The organism is Parasphingorhabdus sp. (assembly GCF_036963805.1).
GTDB lineage: Bacteria > Pseudomonadota > Alphaproteobacteria > Sphingomonadales > Sphingomonadaceae > Parasphingorhabdus.
The window spans coordinates 606,037-623,299 of record NZ_JBALUN010000002.1; the positions used below are offsets into that span (position 1 = coordinate 606,037).

The following is a 17,263-nucleotide window of genomic DNA, read 5'->3' on the forward strand; positions in this document are numbered from 1 at the left end:
TTATAAATGTTCATCGGCATAGGGATTGGCAATGCCCAAGTCTTGCAACGCTTTAACTTCCAAAGCCTCCATTATCAGAGCATCGGTTTCAATTTCATGATCATAGCCCAATAAATGTAAAACGCCATGCACAAGAAGATGGGACGCATGGTTGACCATGGGAATCCCCTTTTCCTTTGCTTCCTTCTCACAGACATCATGGGCCATGATGATATCACCCAGCAATACTTCTCCGTCATCGCTGTTAGACAGCGAGCCAAGCAAATCGCGTGCTACTAACGGAAATGACAATACATTGGTGGACTTGTCCTTTCCGCGATAGGCGGCATTTAGCTGCCGTACCTCATCATTGTTGGATAATTTAATACTGACTTCGAGTGCAAAATTTTTCTGTGCAAGCTCCGCATAAGGAGTGACTGAAAGCGCGGCACCTGCCGCCTGTTCGCCCAGTTTTTGCCAGTCCGCTATATCGCGCCATTCCGGCTCCGTGCTAAGTTCAATCTGTAACATCTTTGCCTTCGTAAGCCTCGACGATCTTGCCGACCAACGGATGTCTGACAACATCAGATGCGCCGAATTGAACTGTGCTGACACCATCGACACCTTCCAGTTTTTGTACTGCATCAGCAAGACCAGAGATTGCACCGCTTGGTAAATCGATTTGCTTCGGATCGCCGCAAATGACCATCCGGCTATTCATACCAAAACGGGTGAGGAACATCTTCATTTGCGCGGCGGTAGTATTTTGCGCTTCGTCTAAAATCACGAAGGCATCGGCTAACGTCCGGCCGCGCATAAATGCAATGGGCGCAATTTCAATTTCGCCACTCTCGATCCGCCGCTCAACCTGTTCGGCTGGCAATGTGTCATAGAGTGCATCATACAATGGCCGCAAAAAGGGATCGACCTTTTCCTTCAGATCACCCGGCAAAAAGCCAATTTTTTCGCCCGCTTCAACGGCGGGACGAGAAAGGATCAGGCGGTCCACCGAACCAGTGATAAGCTGCGAGACGGCTTGTGCCACCGCCAAATAGGTTTTGCCGGTACCTGCTGGCCCCAACGCAAAGATCATATCATCACGGGCCAGTTTTTCCATATAATCCGCCTGACGGACGGAGCGAGGAAAAATTGTTTTCTTGCGCGTCTTGATCATTACTTTGGGTGGCGCGGATACATCGGTTTTCGCAGATTTTTCGATGTTATTGGGCTTGGCTGCCTTGACCACCCGCGGGTCAGCAACCATTCCTATAATGGCCTCGACGACAGCGCCATCAATTTCCTGGCCATCTTCGAGCCGGTTATAAATACCGGTCAGAACGTCGCGCGCCTGAGTCGCGGCTTCTTCTTCACCTTCAATCTTTAATTTGGTCCCGCGTGCTGCGATATAGACGCCGAGCCGATTTTCAATCGCCACGATATTACGGTCATATTCGCCGAACAGTTCACCCAATATTTGGGGATTATCAAATTCTACGTCTAGTGTGACGAGATTGGTTTTATCTGCAGCGCTATGTTTTTTGACCATTAAGCAGCTTCTCTCTGTGTCATTTTACCTTGTAAGCTATTCGGACCGGCACTTTCGATGGTCACATCAACCATGTCACCAATGGCAAGTTCGGGGGCGATGATATGAACTGATTGCAACCAAGGAGTTTTGCCTACCAGTTGCCCATCAAGCTTCCCTTTGCGCTCCAATAATATGTCGGTGCGACGCCCTAATGCCTGTCTATTAAAGTCATGCTGCTGCTCGTTGAGTAAAGCTTGGAGCCGTTGGAGCCGCTCGTCCATAACTGCCGGTTCTATTTGACCTTCCATCCCAGCAGCGGGCGTTCCGGGGCGGGGTGAATATTTGAACGAATAGGCTTGCGAGTAATTGGCGGCGCGCACGATTGCCAGAGTTTCTTCGAAATCAGCATCGGTCTCGCCCGGGAAGCCGACAATAAAGTCTCCAGAAATGGCGATGTCTGGCCGCACCTTGCGGATGCGTCCGATGATCTCAAGGTAGCTTTCGGTCGTGTGCGAACGGTTCATTGCCTTTAATATCCGGTCGCTGCCTGACTGTACCGGAAGGTGCAGGTAAGGCATTAACGCCGGTATTTCACCATGGGCAGCGATCAACGCGTCCGTCATGTCGTTCGGATGGCTGGTTGTATATCTTATGCGTTCTAAGCCATTGATGCCGTCCAAGACCCGGATCAAACCGTCCAGACCTTGCATCCGGCCCTTATCGTCTTCACTGGTCCAGGCGTTTACATTCTGTCCCAGCAGAGTGATTTCCCTAACGCCCCCGTCAACCAAAGCTTGTGCTTCGCTGACCAAATCACTCCAAGGACGGGAAATTTCTGCTCCGCGGGTATAAGGGACAACGCAATAGGTGCAGAATTTGTCGCAACCTTCTTGTACCGTCAGAAATGCTGATGGGCGGGCTTGTTTCTTGCGGGTTGGCAGAGCGTCGAATTTTGACGCAGCGGGCATGTCTGTATCCAAAGCCTTCTTACCAGTTTTGGCGCGTTCTATCAGTTCCGGGAGCCGGTGATAGGCTTGTGGGCCGACAACAATATCGACGCTGGGCGCACGGCGGGAAATTTCTTTTCCTTCTGCCTGTGCTACACAGCCAGCGACTGCAATCATTGGGCTTTTGCCATCTTTCCCGCGCAGCCGTCCGATGTCGGAATAGACTTTTTCTGCTGCCTTTTCACGGATGTGACAGGTATTGAGCACTACGAGGTCAGCATCTTCGCCATCTGCGGCGCTTGCCATGCCTTGATCGACAAGCATTTCGGACATGCGCTCCCCATCATAGACGTTCATTTGGCAGCCATAAGATTTGACGCGGAATTTCTTAGGATTGGATCGATTCATATACGTTGCCTATACAACGGGTGCTCCAGTCAGGGAAGCGGAAAGCGCCTCTGTAATTCGCCGCTCTGCCTCAGCGCAAATGGCTTTTCGATTACCAAAATCAGCCGGGTCGAAAGGCTCGAGGAAGTGCAGGGTTGTTGGAATGATACCGATGCGTGCGAACAGACGTTTTGCATTATCTGCCGCGGTCTCATCACCTATCCATGCGATGTCTCCGCTGACCTTGCCGTAATCAAGCAACATGGGCTGGATCATGGTCGGTTTAGGGGGCGGTGCCATGGCTTGGAATAATGAGGGTTTAAAGGGCAATAGGCTGTACCCGTCCGTAGTTGTGCCTTCAGGAAACACGGTTATTGGATATTTTTCTTCCATGGCTTCCCGGATAACGCCAATCTGGTCTCCCACTTGCATCCGGTCGGTGCGGGATACAAAAATTGTTTTGTTGATACGGCATAGCCACCCGATAACCGGCCAGCTTGCAATGCCATCTTGCGCCACAAAAGTGCAGCCGGTAACGCCAGCAATAACCGGGATGTCAAACCAGCTAATATGGTTGGAAACGTAAAATACATCCTGTTTGAGTCGATTGCCTCTTGTTCCTATAACCGCACCGCAATTGGTCGCGACCAGCCAGAGGAAGAAACGGGGCCATGGCGAAGGTAACCGGAAAAACCGCCACAGCAAATGGATTGGCAGGCAAATCGCTAAACTCAGCACGATTGCTAACGCGCGTAATCCTATAAGTATTGCCCCGAATAGTGAAAGGGAGAGTTGGTCCGTTTCATTTTTTTCGGTCAGAGGATACGCCATAAAGCTCCATGCGATGATCGACCAATCGGTATCCCAGCTTTTCAGCTATTTGTTTTTGTAACGCTTCCAGCTCGGGATCGACAAATTCTATAACTTTGCCGGTCTCAACATCAATTAGATGATCATGATGGGCTTCGGGCACTGCTTCATAGCGCGCGCGCCCGTCTCCAAAATCATGGCGATCAAGTATTCCGGCTTCTTCAAACAGACGAACGGTCCGATAAACCGTTGCGATAGAAATACGGGGATCAACCGCAGAAGCACGCTCATGCAATGTTTCCACATCGGGATGATCTGCTGCATCAGATATGACGCGGGCGATAACGCGGCGTTGATCGGTTATCCGTAGTCCTTTTTCTGCGCAAAGCTTCTCAAGATCAATTTTGTCCGGCATTTTTTTTATCCTGATAGTTGCATAATACCCTATTCTCGCAAGAGAATAAAGCAACGGGAAAATAGTGGGGTTGGTCCATGGGTTAGCTATTGATGGAACCGAACCCCACGGGTAGTTTAGCTCGATTTCTTTTTCTTGCCCAAGCCAATGGCCTTCGCCAGTACTCGGCGCTGCTCGGCATAGTTGGGCGCAACCATGGGGTAATTGCTTGGTAGGCCCCATTTGACGCGATATTCATCTGGCGTCATGCCATAATGGGTCATTAAATGCCGCTTGAGCATTTTCAGTTTTTTGCCGTCTTCCAAGCAAACCACATAATCGGGTTTAATAGATGATTTAATTGGTACTGCCGGTTCGGGGAGAGCCCGTGGCGCAGTTTTTCCGGAAAGTCCCGATAATGCGCCGTGGACGTTGTTGATGATGAGCGGCAAGTCAGAAACAGCTACGCTATTATTACTCACATGTGCTGCAACTATATCTGAAGTGAGCGCAATTAACGTCTCATTCAGAGCTTTATCATTCTCTGTCATTTATACCTCTTGGTGCGACCATTTTATGGTTTTGAGCATTTTTTGCCCGCTATATCCTCGCATGATCGATCGAAATTATCAATGATCCAGGCAGAAAAATTGTCGATTTTAGGGTGGTTTGGTCTTCATAAAGAGATTTTATAGGTAATCGCATCAAATTTTTCTTTATTCTTACCCGTATAATAAGCGGGCCGAAGTCCAATCTGCTCGAAACCAAGTTTCTGATAAAGACTCTGGGCCGGGTTATTGGACCGGACCTCTAAAAAAATAGCATCAGTCCCGGTTTTGACTGCATCGGTAATGAGCTGCTTCAGGATGAGAAGACCAATGCCCTTATTTTGATATTGCGGATCTACGGCGATCATCAATAATTCTTCTTCTCCAGCCACCGCTCTTGTGATGGCAAAACCGCACGGTTGATTGGCATAACTGGCGATCAGCAATTGTGTGCCGGGTAATGAGAGCATGGACTGGCATTGATGCTCGTTCCATGATTCCCCGTAATGACTGGAAAATGCAACCTGCATGATCGGCATAACGAAATGCAATTTATCGAATCCGCCAAACTCACGCTCTAAGATGATATTTTGGTCTGCCTGGGTCGTTTCATTTTCAGGATAAATGTCGAGTTTTGGCATAGGCTAAGACTGTTTAGCCAGCAGTGCGTCAGGCGCACGGCCGTAAATTGGTGTGGCATTCACAAAATTATAATACTCTGACAATAGCATTGATTTTGCCGCGTTCGGAAGGATGGTAGAATAGGAGGCACTCGTTGTTAGAGCAGCCAGAGATTTTGCAGCCGAGCCTGCATAATGGTCAGATTTTGCTTGAAGCAGGGCGGCGTCGGGAGACAGCGAAAGCAGACCATCTATTGCATTCCCATCCGCGGCAAAATTCTGGACGAAATATTCCCCATGGCCGCCAATCATAACGATAAAGACAGGGCTTGGGTGTTTCATTTCGGCTAAAGCCTGCGCTGCAACAAGATGCAGGCATTGATATCCAGAAATCTCCGCCTGCCAAGCCATAGCTAATGCTTTTGCGGCTGATAGACCGATACGAACGCCGGTAAAGCTGCCGGGTCCGCAATTGACGATGATCCGGTTGGCGCGTCCTTGATCAGGCAGTTGTGCAATCATGGGCACCAGTTTTTCGGCATGACCGCGTCCGATTTCTTCATAGGCGCTGGCAATAACTTGCTTGTCTTTGAACAAGGAAACCGAACAGGCAGTAGTTGCCGTGTCGATAGAGAGGATATATTTGTCCATTGGTCTGGCGCTACCAGTCAGATGATCGGGTTATATCTGTTGCAAACGAAGCGCGGTCGATGGAGCGGGGGAGGCTCCAGCCGAATACAGCTTGATCAAATGGTTGATGCATATGTCCCCCTTATGTATTGGTTCGGACTGTGGTCGGTCTATGCGGCCCGGACTTCAACCACTTCCGGTACATAATGCTTGAGCAGAGACTCGATACCATGTTTCAGTGTTGCTGTTGAAGAAGGACATCCTGCACAAGCGCCCTGCATTTTCAAAAACACAACGCCTTGATTAAAGCCGCGATAGATAATGTCGCCGCCATCATTGGCTACCGCAGGGCGGACACGGGTTTCGATTAATTCCTTTATCTGCGCGACAATGTCTGCATCTTCAGGATCATCATGGACTTCTTCCTCGGGCGGAACTTGGATTTCACCGGCTGAGCCGGGCTTGAACAGGGGGAGGCCCGCAGAAAAATGATCAAGCAATATGCTCAGCACTTGGGGCTTTACATCCGACCAATCTGAACCGGCGTCTGCGGTAACGGATACAAAGTCCGAACCGAAAAATACGCCGGTGACATCGCCTAAGGTGAATAATGCCTCCGCCAAAGGGGATATATCTGCATCTTCAGGTGAAGCAAAATCTCTGGTCCCGTCGGTCATGACTGTTTGGCCCATCAGGAATTTGAGCGTGGATGGATTGGGTGTTTTTTCGGTTTCTATCAACATAATGGATATGTGGGAGCTTTTGTCCCTTCTATCAAGGTCAAATTGGATTGCTGCCGGTGAAATATAATATGCCCATAATCAACCGGTGGCGCGAGTTTGCAGGTCTTTATTCACTGGCCAGTAAGATAGGGGCTGCTTATAACTATGCCATGAACAAATATCTCAGCGCTTCGGGGCGTGTTTTTGCTACCTTTGCAATTGCCGCCGGTCTCTCATTCTCGCCCCTTAAAACGCCAGCACTGGCGCATGAGGTTGCAGCAGAAAAGAGCGCGGAACAGCCTTGGTTATATCAAGGTAGCGATGTTCCCGTCGATAAGAGCTGGACGTTTGGCATACTCGAAAATGGTCTGCGCTACGCCGTCAAAAATAATGGTGTTCCACCAGGGCAGGTATCTATCCGGGTCCGGATTGATGCCGGATCGCTGATGGAGCAGGATAACGAACAAGGCTTTGCCCATTTTATGGAGCATCTCTCTTTTCGTGGTTCGGCACATGTACCCGATGGCGAAGCGAAGCGGGTTTGGCAGCGGTTAGGCGCCACATTTGGCAGCGACAGCAATGCGGAAACAACGCCGACCCAGACAGTTTACAAACTTGATCTTCCCAACGCAAATCCGACCAGTCTGGATGAAAGCATCAAGATTATATCCGGCATGGTCAGCGCGCCGGGTTTAAATGCCACAGCTATTGATGCCGAACGTCCAGTTGTTTTGGCAGAGTTACAAGAGCGTCAGGGCCCACAGACGAAAATTCAAGATGCGACGCGCGAGCTATTCATGGCTAACCAGCGGCTGGCCACCCGTGCGCCGATTGGTACGCCAGAAACCTTGGGCGTTGCGACTCCCCAGATGCTTCAGATGTTCCATCAACGTTGGTATCGGCCGGAAAATACCGTCGTTGTAATTGCCGGAGATGGTGAACCGACGGAATTTGAAGCGTTGCTGAAAAAGCATTTCTCTAAGTGGAAGGGGAAGGGTACTCCCGGTATCGCCCCGGAGTTCGGCGATCCTGATCCTGAAGCAGATATTAGCAGGGTCTTGATTGAGCCGACCTTGCCGCGTTTCATATCCATGGTGACTGTTCGACCGTGGAGACAGGTTGATGACACGATTGAATATAACCAACAGTTGCTGATTGATTTGCTTGCGCTGCAAATGATCAACCGCCGGTTGGAGGGACGGGCAAGGGCAGGTGGAAGCTATTTGCAGGCCAATGTGAACCAAGATGACATTAGCCGCTCTGTCGACGGGACATTTGTCAGTATCGTCCCCTTAACCGACGATTGGAGTACGGCGCTAAAAGATGTCCGGTCGGTGATTGCAGATGCCACAACACAGGCACCTTCTGAAGAAGATATTGCTCGCGAAATTTCCGAATTTGATGCCGCTCTGGCCATTGGTGCTGAGGGCTATGCGACAGAGGCCGCGCGCAAACAGGCCGATGATATTATCAATGCCGTCGATATTCACGAAACAGTCGCAACGCCGCAAACCGCGCTGGACGTGTTTCGGGCTATGCGGGACCTTTATACGCCGCAACGCCTTTTGGAATCGACGCAAAAGCTGTTCGACGGTGTCGCAACACGGGCTCTGATGACGTCGCCTACTGTGGTGGAAAATGGCAACAGCAAGTTGGCGGCGGCCTTGAAAGAGGATGTCAAAGCGGCAAGCAATGCGAGGGTTAAGCAGGCTGAACTCGGTTTTGAGGCGCTGCCGCGTATTGGCCGCAAGGGTAAGCTTGTCTCGTCGGAGGTGAATAAGCGGTTTAATATTGAAAAACTGGTTCTGTCCAACGGTGTTCGGGTGCTGTTATTTCCCAACTCGGCCGAACGCAACAAGATCATGGTGAATGCGCGTTTTGGTACAGGATATAGTGGTCTGAATTCTAACGATGAAGGATTGGCCTGGACTGGTGCCATGGCTTTGATGGCTAGCGGTGTGGGCAAATTGGGACAGGAAGGGTTGGATAAGATTACGACAGGCCGCCGGATCGGCCTTGGTTTCGAGATTGATGACGATGCCTATGAGATTAAAGCGGATACAAGAGCTGCCGATCTTGAGGATCAGCTCCATCTAATTGCTGCCAAGCTGCAATATCCCCGGTGGGACGAAGCGCCTGTTATTCGCGGACGTGCTGCTTCCCTGATCGGCTATGACAGTTTTTCAGCCTCGCCGCAGGCGGTGTTGCAGCGCGATTTGGAATGGCTCGTGCGCGGTAAAGACCCCCGCTGGAAAACACCGGATAAAGAGGATTTTGAATCTCTCACACCAGAGGCTTTTAAGAAATTCTGGAAACCGGTTCTCGCCAGTGGTCCTGTTGAATTGATGCTATTTGGGGATTTTGAACGGGATGAAACCGTCGAAGCAATCTTGAAAACCTTTGGTGCGCTGAGCAAACGTAAGGTTGATCCTGTGTCTGATAACGGAAAATCTCCGGTTTTTCCAGAACCCAAGGCGGGGCCTGAAATATTGGTTCACAAAGGCGATGCAGAACGGGCGGCCGCCGTGATTGCTTGGCCCACCGGTGGTGGACTGGAAAATATTCGGGAAAGCAGAAAGCTGGAAGTTCTGGTATCGATCTTTAATGATCGTATGTTTGAGATTTTGCGGTCCAAGGAAGGCGCTAGCTATAGCCCTCAAGTGGTCAATAGCTGGCCAGTCGCTTTTCAAACCGGCGGTTATATCAGCGCCTCCAGTCAGCTAACGCCAGATAATGTTGATCGGTTTTACAGTGTCGCGGAACTTATTGCAAAAGACCTGCGTGAAAAGCCGGTCAGCCCGGATGAATTGACGCGTATCGTGGAGCCGCTTCGCCAGCTTATATCGCGGGCGAGCAGCGGCAATAGTTTCTGGATGAGCCAGCTAGAAGGTGCGAGCTTTAATCCTGAGAAGTTCACGGTATTGAGCACATTGCTGAGCGATTATACTGTGATTACGCCGGAGGAAGTGCAGCAATTGGCGCAGAAATATCTCAAGGATACGACGAAATGGAAATTGGTCGTTCTCCCCGAAGGGGATCAGAAAGCTGCAATCACAAAAGAAGCGGCAGTTTCTGGGGCATCTCGATAAACCGGCGATGCATCACCTCTGGATAGCGTCTACCAATGCCAGAAGCTGTTCGTTGGTTGGCCGCTTTTTAAAGTCCCCTGATACGGATTTGGCGATAATTTTGCCGTCCTTATTGATCACCATGACAGAGGCATAGGGAACGCCAACGGCCTTTCCTTCTGTATATTGCGGATCGCGGAGGCCAAAGGCATCGATTGTCGTGGATTTTTCATCTGACAGCATTTTATATTGCAGCATCTGGTTTTTAGAAAACCGGTCCTGACTATCGAGGCTATCATAGCTTATGCCATATAATTTATAGCCGCGCTTTTCGAGGTCACCCACGATTGCGTTAATGCCTTTAAGTTGCGTCTGGCAGAAGGGGCACCATTCCACAGAACGGGTGAACACTAGAACCGCTGGACCGTCTTCCAATAATGATTCTAACGTCTCGCTTCCGTCCCCGGAGTTGAACTTTGCATCCAGCGGCGCGGTTGCACCGACCTTAAGTCCCACGTCAATTGATGGAATTTCGGAAGACGCTTCGTCCGTCACAGGGGCTGCTATTTCATTAGCTTCAGCGCTGTTATCCGGCGGGCTTTCCGGTTCCGAACATGATGTGAAAGCGAGTGCAGGGGCCAAGGCGAAGAGAGATGCCATGCGTTTCAAAATGATGCTCCTAAAGTTTCTGCAAAACAATTCGCCCTAAACCGCATTCAGGTTACAAATATGGGAATTATTCTTGGGGTGGAAAACGTTCAAATCCCGGAAGTTCATGCGCAGTTTTTTCCCAGGAAATTTGATCGGCCATCTGAATATTTATTTCAGGAATATAGCTATCTGGTTCATCTAGGGTAACAGTTTGGACGTCGACCAATCCGGGTAAAATATTCTGGTTTTTATAAACTATACCGGTGCCGCATTCCGGACAAAAGAACCGTTCTGCTCCTCCTGCACCTTTAACGGTTTTAAGCACCCCCTTGGTCAATGAGAAGCCATCTTGTGCCAGCATGATCCATGCCACAGACGCCGCGCCGCTGCTTTTCTGGCAATCACGACAATGACAGATAGACTGGTTAATCGGATCGCGAGAAACTTCATAACGCACCGATCCACAATAACATCCGCCCTGAACCATTTCTCTCTCCGTGAAATAAAGATCAGATGCTCTTATAACACATATTTGGACAAGTCCGTATCTTTGGCGACATCGGCCAATTGGGCGTCCACATAGGCCGCATCGACGATGATCGTCTCGCCCTTGCGATCTTCTGCATCGAAGCTGATATCTTCGAGTAGCTTTTCCATGACCGTTTGCAAACGCCGCGCACCGATATTCTCGACTGTTTCGTTCACATTGGCGGCAATCTGGGCAAGCTTTTCGATCGCATCCTGCGTGATTTCTATGGTGACTTCTTCGGTCCCCAGTAAAGCAATATATTGCTTGGGCAGGTTTGCCTTTGTCTCGGTTAAAATACGTACAAAATCGGCTTCCGTTAAAGCTCGCAATTCCACACGAATGGGTAGCCTTCCCTGTAATTCAGGCAACATGTCGCTGGGTTTGGAGATGGAGAAGGCACCCGATGCAATAAATAGGATATGGTCTGTTTTCATCGGCCCATATTTGGTCGCAACGGTAGTACCTTCGATCAACGGTAAGAGATCGCGCTGCACGCCTTCGCGGCTAACCGATCCACCGCGGACATCACTCACTGCGATTTTGTCTATCTCATCGAGAAATACAATTCCGTTTGATTCCGCATCAATTATCGCAGTGCGGGCGATGTCATCGTCATCGAGCCGCTTGTCTGATTCTTCCTCGATTAATTTATCCCATGCATCGGCGACCCGCATCTTCCGGCGCTTCAGGGCATTTTGGCCAAATGCCTTGCCCATCATGTCAGACAGGTTAATCATCCCGACTTGGCCAGGCATGCCGGGAATATCCATGGGGGCATTGGGCGTATCTTCGACTTCGATTTCGATTTCGGTATCATTCATATGATTGTCGACCACCCGCTGACGGAAACTTTCCCGGGTCGCTTCGCTGGCATTTTCGCCGCATAATACATCGAGTAAGCGTTTCATCGCCGCATCCGTGGCTGTTTCGCGCACCGCTGACCGGCGGCGTTCGCGTTCCAATCGTACAGCTTCCTCGGCAAGGTCACGCGCTATTTGTTCGACGTCACGGCCGACATAGCCAACTTCCGTGAATTTCGTGGCCTCAATCTTGATGAATGGAGCGTCGGCCAATTTGGCAAGGCGGCGGGAAATCTCTGTTTTACCGCAACCAGTCGGCCCGATCATAAGGATGTTCTTAGGTGTGACTTCTTCACGCAAATCGGCGGGCAGTTTTTGACGCCGCCAGCGATTACGCATGGCGACAGCGACAGCGCGCTTGGCTTCTGTCTGTCCGACAATATGTTCGTCGAGCGCCTTAACAATGGCCTTCGGGGTGAGATTATCTAGCATTTCAAACCTTTGGTGGAATCAATTTGGGAAAATCTTGGGTGAAGTGGCGCAAGAAATTTAATCATTGCTGTCAAGCGTTTCAACCGTGACCTCGTCGTTGGTATAAACGCAGACTTCCGCAGCAATTGCCATGGCTTTGCGTGCAAGCTTTTCTGCATCTTTTTCATAGTCGATCAATGCCCGTGCTGCGGCAAGGGCAAAGTTCCCGCCAGACCCTATTGCGGCAATGCCTTTGGTTGGTTCCAATACATCGCCATTGCCGGTTAGAATAAGCGTAACCTCTTTGTCAGCGACGATCATCATGGCTTCAAGATTGCGTAAATATTTATCGGTGCGCCAGTCTTTGGCAAGTTCGACCGCTGCGCGCATCAACTGGCCATTGTGGCGCTCTAATTTTGCTTCCAAGCGCTCAAACAAAGTAAACGCATCTGCCGTAGCGCCTGCGAATCCGCCAATGACGGAGCCATCGTGTAATTGCCGGACTTTGCGGGCATTGGGCTTCATCACGGTTTGACCCATGGAAACTTGACCATCGCCAGCGACGATCACTTTGCCATTTTTACGGACGGAGAGGATGGTGGTGCCATGCCATTGTTGCATGCCATGCTGCTGATTTTCTGTCATAATCAGGATATGGGAAATCTGGCTATCAAGTGCAACCGCTGTGTTGGGCTTAATGCATATCTTTAGCTAAACGACAGGCAAAAAAAATGGCGGCCCGGAAGCCGCCATCTTTAAAATTTGTTCAGCACCTGAGTTCAGGGGCTGGTTGGTGAATCGTCACTTCCATCAGCAGCGATGACAATGCCACCGATTACTGCAGCAGCCGCCAGAACAGCAATGATGATGCCTGATCCGCCTGCAAGCTTCTCTTCTTTGTCTGTAGATGCGTTAGCACGAACAGCCTGAGAAACTTTAGAAACTGGCTGAACAGCCTGTGCAAACACAGGTGTAGCAACCAAAGATGCGGCTGCAACTGCAGCCATACCAATTTTACCGAAACGCATAATATGCTCCTTCAAGGTTTCGCATTTCACTCAATACGAACCGCGCAGTGCCATAACAATCGATTGAAATCAACTGCGTATGACTTCAAACGTCTATAAAATTGGCGGTTGTTGCAAAGATCACACAATGTGCCTTTTGGTCCGTTTTGGACCCAAGATCCAGGTGAACAACAACCGAAGTAACTGTCTCATCTTAAGACAGAACTAGAAAATGGCAATTCTCTGGTGGATTAAATCCCTAATCAATTGTTAACTTCTCTCCATGACACACACCAGAACACGTGCACTTGTACTCCGTAATGAAGGCGCTAGGCACCCTTTTCGCTTGAGTCTGCCATTGGCAGCATTGGCTTTAACCGACGGCGATTCGGCGATTGAGAAGGTCGAAACGCCGCCCAAAAAATGGATGAATGAAGATGTGAGTCTTTTTATACTCAGTTTTTCGGCATTTTTTACCGCTTTTTATCTGTTCATTTTTTAATTGCGTGTGATTCACACCTAATCACAGGCGAGATGCAACTGTTGGCCAAGCCACGCTGCAACGAGGCACATAGCCGCCACTAACAATAATTGTTCAGTGGTAGAGACGCCTAACAGACTCAATCCCAAAGCGGCCAATGCGCCGAGAACCATGCACCCTGAATTGACTACGTTATTGGCAGCGATCGTCCGGGCGGTTTCACTGATGTCGACTGTCGTTGTCAGAAACGCGTAGAGCGGTACAACAAACATACCGCCGAAAATAGATACGCCGCCCAATGTAGCAAGCAGTGCCCACGCCCCGTCGTGCATCATGAATGTGTGGAAATTATATAACTCGCCATTGGGTAGCCCTTCCCAAGTGCGTGCAATGAAGAATAATATAAGGACACAGACACCCATGGCAATAACGCTGAACGGTGCATAGCGGGCGGATACCTTGCTTTTAAGCAATTGGTTTATCAGGATGGATCCAATAGCGATCCCGATAGAGAAAACCCCCAGAAATAAGCTGGCTACAGCGGGCGCAGACGTTAGTACATTTTCGACCAGTGGCGGAAACTGGATGATTAATATAGAGCCAATCGCCCAGAAAAAGCTGATCGCTGCTATGGCAAGGTAAAGTCGCCGTATATGCAGCGTCGCGGAAATGAGTTTGATGGATGAACGAACAAAATTAAAATCAATTTTCTCGACCGCCTTTTGTGGCGGAGCACTCGGCAAAAATTGTGCACCGACGCGGCCAATTATGGCCACGATAAATACTGAGATAACTGCAAGTTCAACACCATTTCCATTTTCATCTATGATGACGCCGCCCAAAATCGTGCCGGCCAATATTGCTATATAGGTTCCAGCCTCAACAAGACCCGTGCCGGCCAGAACTTCGTCTTTTTCCAAATGCTGCGGCAGGATCGCATATTTAATTGGCCCAAAAAAAGTCGATTGTAGGCCGAGAAGAAATAAGGCGGTTAACATGATCGGGATCGATTGAATCCAAAGGCCGACTCCCCCGATCACTGCAATTGCAATCTCCAAAGATTTAACTAGCCGGGTAATCCGCGCTTTATCATAATTATCGGCCAATTGCCCGGCGAGCGACGAGAACAGGAAAAATGGCAGGATAAAAATTCCAGATGCCAGTGCGTTGAATTGGAAATCCTGAGTCGGGTCTTTGTAGATTCCATATGTTACTAATATGACCATCGAAAACTTGAACAGATTGTCATTAAACGCTCCAAGCATCTGTGTAACAAAAAGTGGCCAAAACCGCCGTTTGGCCAGTAATCGAATTGCTGATGTCATTTAGGAGGTTTCCTGTTGTTGAACCAAGTCAGACAGGCAGACTGATTTGTTCGTTACACTAGCGATGTTGCCTAATAGCGCAAGGCGTTGAATGTCCGAAAATATCCTCACAATCGTTAGGATGATGAGGATATTATTTAACTTTGGCCGAAACCGCGTTATGGCATTGGACAATATGTTGAATCTTCCAAATATTTTGACGCTTTCGCGTATATTCACCGTACCATTTCTGGTCGGTTTGCTCTGGTGGCCGGAATGGAAACTGGGATATCTGTTAGGAACGGTGCTCTATGTCCTGATGGCCATCACGGATTATTTCGACGGCTATCTTGCACGGTCCCAGGGCACTGTATCCAAGCTGGGAATTTTTCTGGACCCGATTGCTGATAAAATAATGGTGGCTTCGGTTATTTTGATGCTTTGTGCGACGGGTGACATTGAAGGCTATAATGTCATCGCGGCGCTTATTATTCTTCTCCGCGAAATCGCCGTATCGGGCTTGCGCGAATTTCTGGCAAGTTTGCAGGTGAGCGTGCCGGTGTCAAAGCTTGCCAAGTGGAAGACTACATTCCAGCTTGTTTCGTTAGGCGCGGTTATATTAGCAGGGGGATTGCCGCAGTTTGAAATTATTCAGACGGTTGGCATTGGGACACTATGGGCGGCCGCGATATTGACGATGATTACCGGTTGGGATTATCTTCGGGTCGGCCTGAAACATATGGATTAATTGGTCGCGAAAATGCCGCATCAACTCGATATCGTATATTTCTCTTGGGTCAAAGAGCGGCTTGGCCGCGCTCAGGAAACAGTCGTTTGCCCTGAGACGGTTCACACTATTGGTGAACTCATTGGTTCTCTGAAGGCGAGTGATGCGCTTTATCAGGATGTTTTTTCCGATCTTAAGAAGCTCCGTTTTGCGTTGGATCAGGATTTTGTCGGACTGGACGCCCCATTAGGTAATGCCAAGGAATTAGCAATATTCCCGCCGGTTACCGGCGGATGATCAAAATATTGGTCATGGAAGGCGATTTTGACGCTGGCGAAGAGATTAAAGCTCTTGCGGCACTAGGCGGCGGTGCTGTTGCCAATTTTGTTGGACAGGTGAGGGGCGGCGGCAAACTGGCTGCGTTGGAGTTGGAACATTATCCAGCGATGACCGAAAAAGCTTTGCGCAAGATCGCGGACAAAGCTGCAGAAAAATGGACCCTGCACGGGATTACGATTATCCATCGGGTAGGGCAGTTACAAGTGGGGGAGCAAATCGTTCTGGCCGCAACCTGCTCGGATCACCGGCAAGCAGCGATTGAAGCCTGTTCATACATTATGGATCAGTTAAAAACTGTCGCGCCGTTTTGGAAAAAAGAAATCAGACTTGATGGCAGTGAGAACTGGGTCGAAGAGCGGCAGTCGGATGTAGATGCCGCTACCAGCTGGAATGATTAGGCCGCTTTTCCTACCACCCAGCTATTATTCTGACGCATGATTTCGGCCAGCAGTTTAAACTCTTCCGTGCGCGGGCTGTTTTTGCGCCATACCAGAGCGATATCACGAACGGCCCGATCGGATTTAAGCGGCCGTGCGATAATATCGGTATGAGTTAGAATGCCGCTATCAATTGCCATTTTGGGCAATAGTGTCAGACCCAAACCATTGTCGACCATCTGCACCAATGTATGAAGTGACGTCCCGATCATCCGGGCAGAGGCCCGTAGTTCCGGGCGGTTACAGGCGGCGAGGGCATGATCTTTTAAACAATGCCCGTCTTCCAGTAATAGCAAACGGCTTTCATCAATCAGCGCAGGATCGACAAGTTTGGGCGGATCGCGTGGATCATCTTTTGGGAATGCGACGAATATCTCGTCTTCGAATAATATTTCGGATTCGACATCACCGCACGGGAAAGGCAGCGCGAGCAAAACACAATCAACATGACCGTGACTCAGGGAATCACACGCCGCCTGACTGGTTTCTTCTTTCAGATAAAGTTTAAGTTGAGGCCGTTCTTTGCGGAGGCGAGGGAGCAGTTTCGGTAAAAGAAAGGGAGCAATAGTCGGGATCACGCTCATGCGGACATCGCCGACCAGTGGTTGGCCAGCCGACCGAGCCATGTCCGATAGTTCTTCGGCTTCGCGCAAAATACGATGCGATTTTTCGACCATCTGTTTGCCAAGCTCGGTAAAACGGACAACGCGGCGTGTACGTTCCACCAACATCACGTCCAGCAATGTTTCCAGCTCTTTAATACCGGCGGATAATGTCGACTGGGTGACGTAACAGGACTCTGCAGCCCGTCCGAAATGACCATGTTCTTCGAGTGCAACCAGATAGTGCAGTTGTTTGAGTGTTGGCAGATAGCTCGACATCAT

At 49.7% G+C, this 17,263-nt stretch carries 21 protein-coding genes; 5 read left to right on the plus strand and 16 right to left on the minus strand.

Features of this window, described 5'->3' with window-relative positions; translation table 11 throughout:
- From ybeY to V7676_RS09605, 9 genes are all read right to left on the minus strand, one after another.
- Positions 1 to 510: an rRNA maturation RNase YbeY gene (gene ybeY, locus V7676_RS09565; protein ID WP_335659458.1), complete on the minus strand. Its 510-nt coding sequence runs from the start codon at positions 508 to 510 to the stop codon at positions 1 to 3.
- A complete protein-coding gene (locus V7676_RS09570) occupies positions 497 to 1,525 on the minus strand; it encodes a PhoH family protein (RefSeq protein ID WP_335659459.1) in 1,029 nt (342 codons plus the stop codon). The genes ybeY and V7676_RS09570 overlap by 14 nt, the downstream gene beginning before the upstream one ends.
- Positions 1,525 to 2,862 (minus strand): tRNA (N6-isopentenyl adenosine(37)-C2)-methylthiotransferase MiaB, encoded by a 1,338-nt coding sequence (gene miaB / locus V7676_RS09575; protein ID WP_335659460.1) that lies wholly within the window; start codon positions 2,860 to 2,862, stop codon positions 1,525 to 1,527. The genes V7676_RS09570 and miaB overlap by 1 nt, the downstream gene beginning before the upstream one ends.
- A 9-nt stretch (positions 2,863 to 2,871) precedes the next feature.
- Positions 2,872 to 3,672 (minus strand): lysophospholipid acyltransferase family protein, encoded by an 801-nt coding sequence (locus tag V7676_RS09580; protein WP_335659461.1) that lies wholly within the window; start codon positions 3,670 to 3,672, stop codon positions 2,872 to 2,874.
- On the minus strand, positions 3,644 to 4,066 hold the full coding sequence (locus tag V7676_RS09585; RefSeq protein ID WP_335659462.1) for a Fur family transcriptional regulator: 423 nt from the start codon (positions 4,064 to 4,066) through the stop codon (positions 3,644 to 3,646). Before V7676_RS09585 ends, V7676_RS09580 begins: the two co-directional genes overlap by 29 nt.
- Before the next feature lie 116 nt (positions 4,067 to 4,182).
- Complete coding sequence (locus V7676_RS09590; RefSeq protein WP_335659463.1) at positions 4,183 to 4,596, minus strand: MucR family transcriptional regulator; 414 nt, start codon at positions 4,594 to 4,596, stop codon at positions 4,183 to 4,185.
- Between the two features lie 125 nt (positions 4,597 to 4,721).
- The gene (gene rimI, locus V7676_RS09595) at positions 4,722 to 5,234 is read right to left on the minus strand and encodes a ribosomal protein S18-alanine N-acetyltransferase (protein WP_335659464.1); all 513 of its coding nucleotides are present in this window, start codon (positions 5,232 to 5,234) and stop codon (positions 4,722 to 4,724) included.
- A 3-nt stretch (positions 5,235 to 5,237) separates the two neighbouring features.
- Positions 5,238 to 5,864, minus strand: a complete 627-nt coding sequence (gene tsaB / locus V7676_RS09600) for a tRNA (adenosine(37)-N6)-threonylcarbamoyltransferase complex dimerization subunit type 1 TsaB (RefSeq protein WP_335659465.1) — start codon at positions 5,862 to 5,864, stop codon at positions 5,238 to 5,240.
- A gap of 149 nt (positions 5,865 to 6,013) precedes the next feature.
- The gene (locus tag V7676_RS09605; RefSeq protein ID WP_335659466.1) at positions 6,014 to 6,586 is read right to left on the minus strand and encodes a NifU family protein; all 573 of its coding nucleotides are present in this window, start codon (positions 6,584 to 6,586) and stop codon (positions 6,014 to 6,016) included.
- A 56-nt stretch (positions 6,587 to 6,642) separates the two neighbouring features.
- Here V7676_RS09605 and V7676_RS09610 point away from each other — a divergent pair, with 56 nt between their 5' ends.
- Positions 6,643 to 9,654: a M16 family metallopeptidase gene (locus V7676_RS09610; RefSeq protein ID WP_335659467.1), complete on the plus strand. Its 3,012-nt coding sequence runs from the start codon at positions 6,643 to 6,645 to the stop codon at positions 9,652 to 9,654.
- 12 nt (positions 9,655 to 9,666) lie between these two features.
- Here V7676_RS09610 and V7676_RS09615 read toward each other — a convergent pair whose 3' ends face one another.
- From V7676_RS09615 to V7676_RS09635, 5 genes are all read right to left on the minus strand, one after another.
- The gene (locus tag V7676_RS09615) at positions 9,667 to 10,293 is read right to left on the minus strand and encodes a peroxiredoxin family protein (RefSeq protein WP_335659559.1); all 627 of its coding nucleotides are present in this window, start codon (positions 10,291 to 10,293) and stop codon (positions 9,667 to 9,669) included.
- Positions 10,294 to 10,369: 76 nt separating this feature from the next.
- A complete protein-coding gene (locus V7676_RS09620) occupies positions 10,370 to 10,771 on the minus strand; it encodes a GFA family protein (RefSeq protein WP_335659468.1) in 402 nt (133 codons plus the stop codon).
- Positions 10,772 to 10,803: 32 nt separating this feature from the next.
- Complete coding sequence (gene hslU / locus V7676_RS09625; RefSeq protein WP_335659469.1) at positions 10,804 to 12,105, minus strand: ATP-dependent protease ATPase subunit HslU; 1,302 nt, start codon at positions 12,103 to 12,105, stop codon at positions 10,804 to 10,806.
- 57 nt (positions 12,106 to 12,162) lie between these two features.
- The gene (gene hslV, locus V7676_RS09630; RefSeq protein ID WP_335659470.1) at positions 12,163 to 12,705 is read right to left on the minus strand and encodes an ATP-dependent protease subunit HslV; all 543 of its coding nucleotides are present in this window, start codon (positions 12,703 to 12,705) and stop codon (positions 12,163 to 12,165) included.
- A gap of 158 nt (positions 12,706 to 12,863) precedes the next feature.
- Positions 12,864 to 13,112, minus strand: coding sequence for a hypothetical protein (locus V7676_RS09635; RefSeq protein ID WP_335659471.1), 249 nt, complete (start codon positions 13,110 to 13,112; stop codon positions 12,864 to 12,866).
- A 325-nt stretch (positions 13,113 to 13,437) separates the two neighbouring features.
- Between V7676_RS09635 and V7676_RS09640 the strand changes: the two genes are divergently transcribed.
- A complete protein-coding gene (locus V7676_RS09640; protein WP_335659472.1) occupies positions 13,438 to 13,593 on the plus strand; it encodes a hypothetical protein in 156 nt (51 codons plus the stop codon).
- Between the two features lie 17 nt (positions 13,594 to 13,610).
- On the opposite strand, the gene V7676_RS09645 is transcribed toward V7676_RS09640, so the two are convergent.
- On the minus strand, positions 13,611 to 14,897 hold the full coding sequence (locus V7676_RS09645; protein ID WP_335659473.1) for an MFS transporter: 1,287 nt from the start codon (positions 14,895 to 14,897) through the stop codon (positions 13,611 to 13,613).
- 175 nt (positions 14,898 to 15,072) lie between these two features.
- On the opposite strand from V7676_RS09645, the gene pgsA reads away from it, so the two are divergent.
- Genes pgsA through V7676_RS09660 form a run of 3 tightly spaced genes read left to right on the plus strand, consistent with a single transcriptional unit; the run spans position 15,073 to position 16,340 of the window.
- A complete protein-coding gene (gene pgsA / locus V7676_RS09650; protein WP_335659560.1) occupies positions 15,073 to 15,624 on the plus strand; it encodes a CDP-diacylglycerol--glycerol-3-phosphate 3-phosphatidyltransferase in 552 nt (183 codons plus the stop codon).
- A 12-nt stretch (positions 15,625 to 15,636) separates the two neighbouring features.
- On the plus strand, positions 15,637 to 15,900 hold the full coding sequence (locus tag V7676_RS09655; RefSeq protein WP_335659474.1) for a MoaD/ThiS family protein: 264 nt from the start codon (positions 15,637 to 15,639) through the stop codon (positions 15,898 to 15,900).
- A complete protein-coding gene (locus V7676_RS09660; protein ID WP_335659475.1) occupies positions 15,897 to 16,340 on the plus strand; it encodes a molybdenum cofactor biosynthesis protein MoaE in 444 nt (147 codons plus the stop codon). The genes V7676_RS09655 and V7676_RS09660 overlap by 4 nt, the downstream gene beginning before the upstream one ends.
- Here the strand turns inward: V7676_RS09660 and V7676_RS09665 are convergent.
- On the minus strand, positions 16,337 to 17,260 hold the full coding sequence (locus V7676_RS09665; protein ID WP_335659561.1) for a hydrogen peroxide-inducible genes activator: 924 nt from the start codon (positions 17,258 to 17,260) through the stop codon (positions 16,337 to 16,339). The genes V7676_RS09660 and V7676_RS09665 overlap by 4 nt on opposite strands.
- Between the last annotated feature and the right edge of the window lie 3 nt (positions 17,261 to 17,263).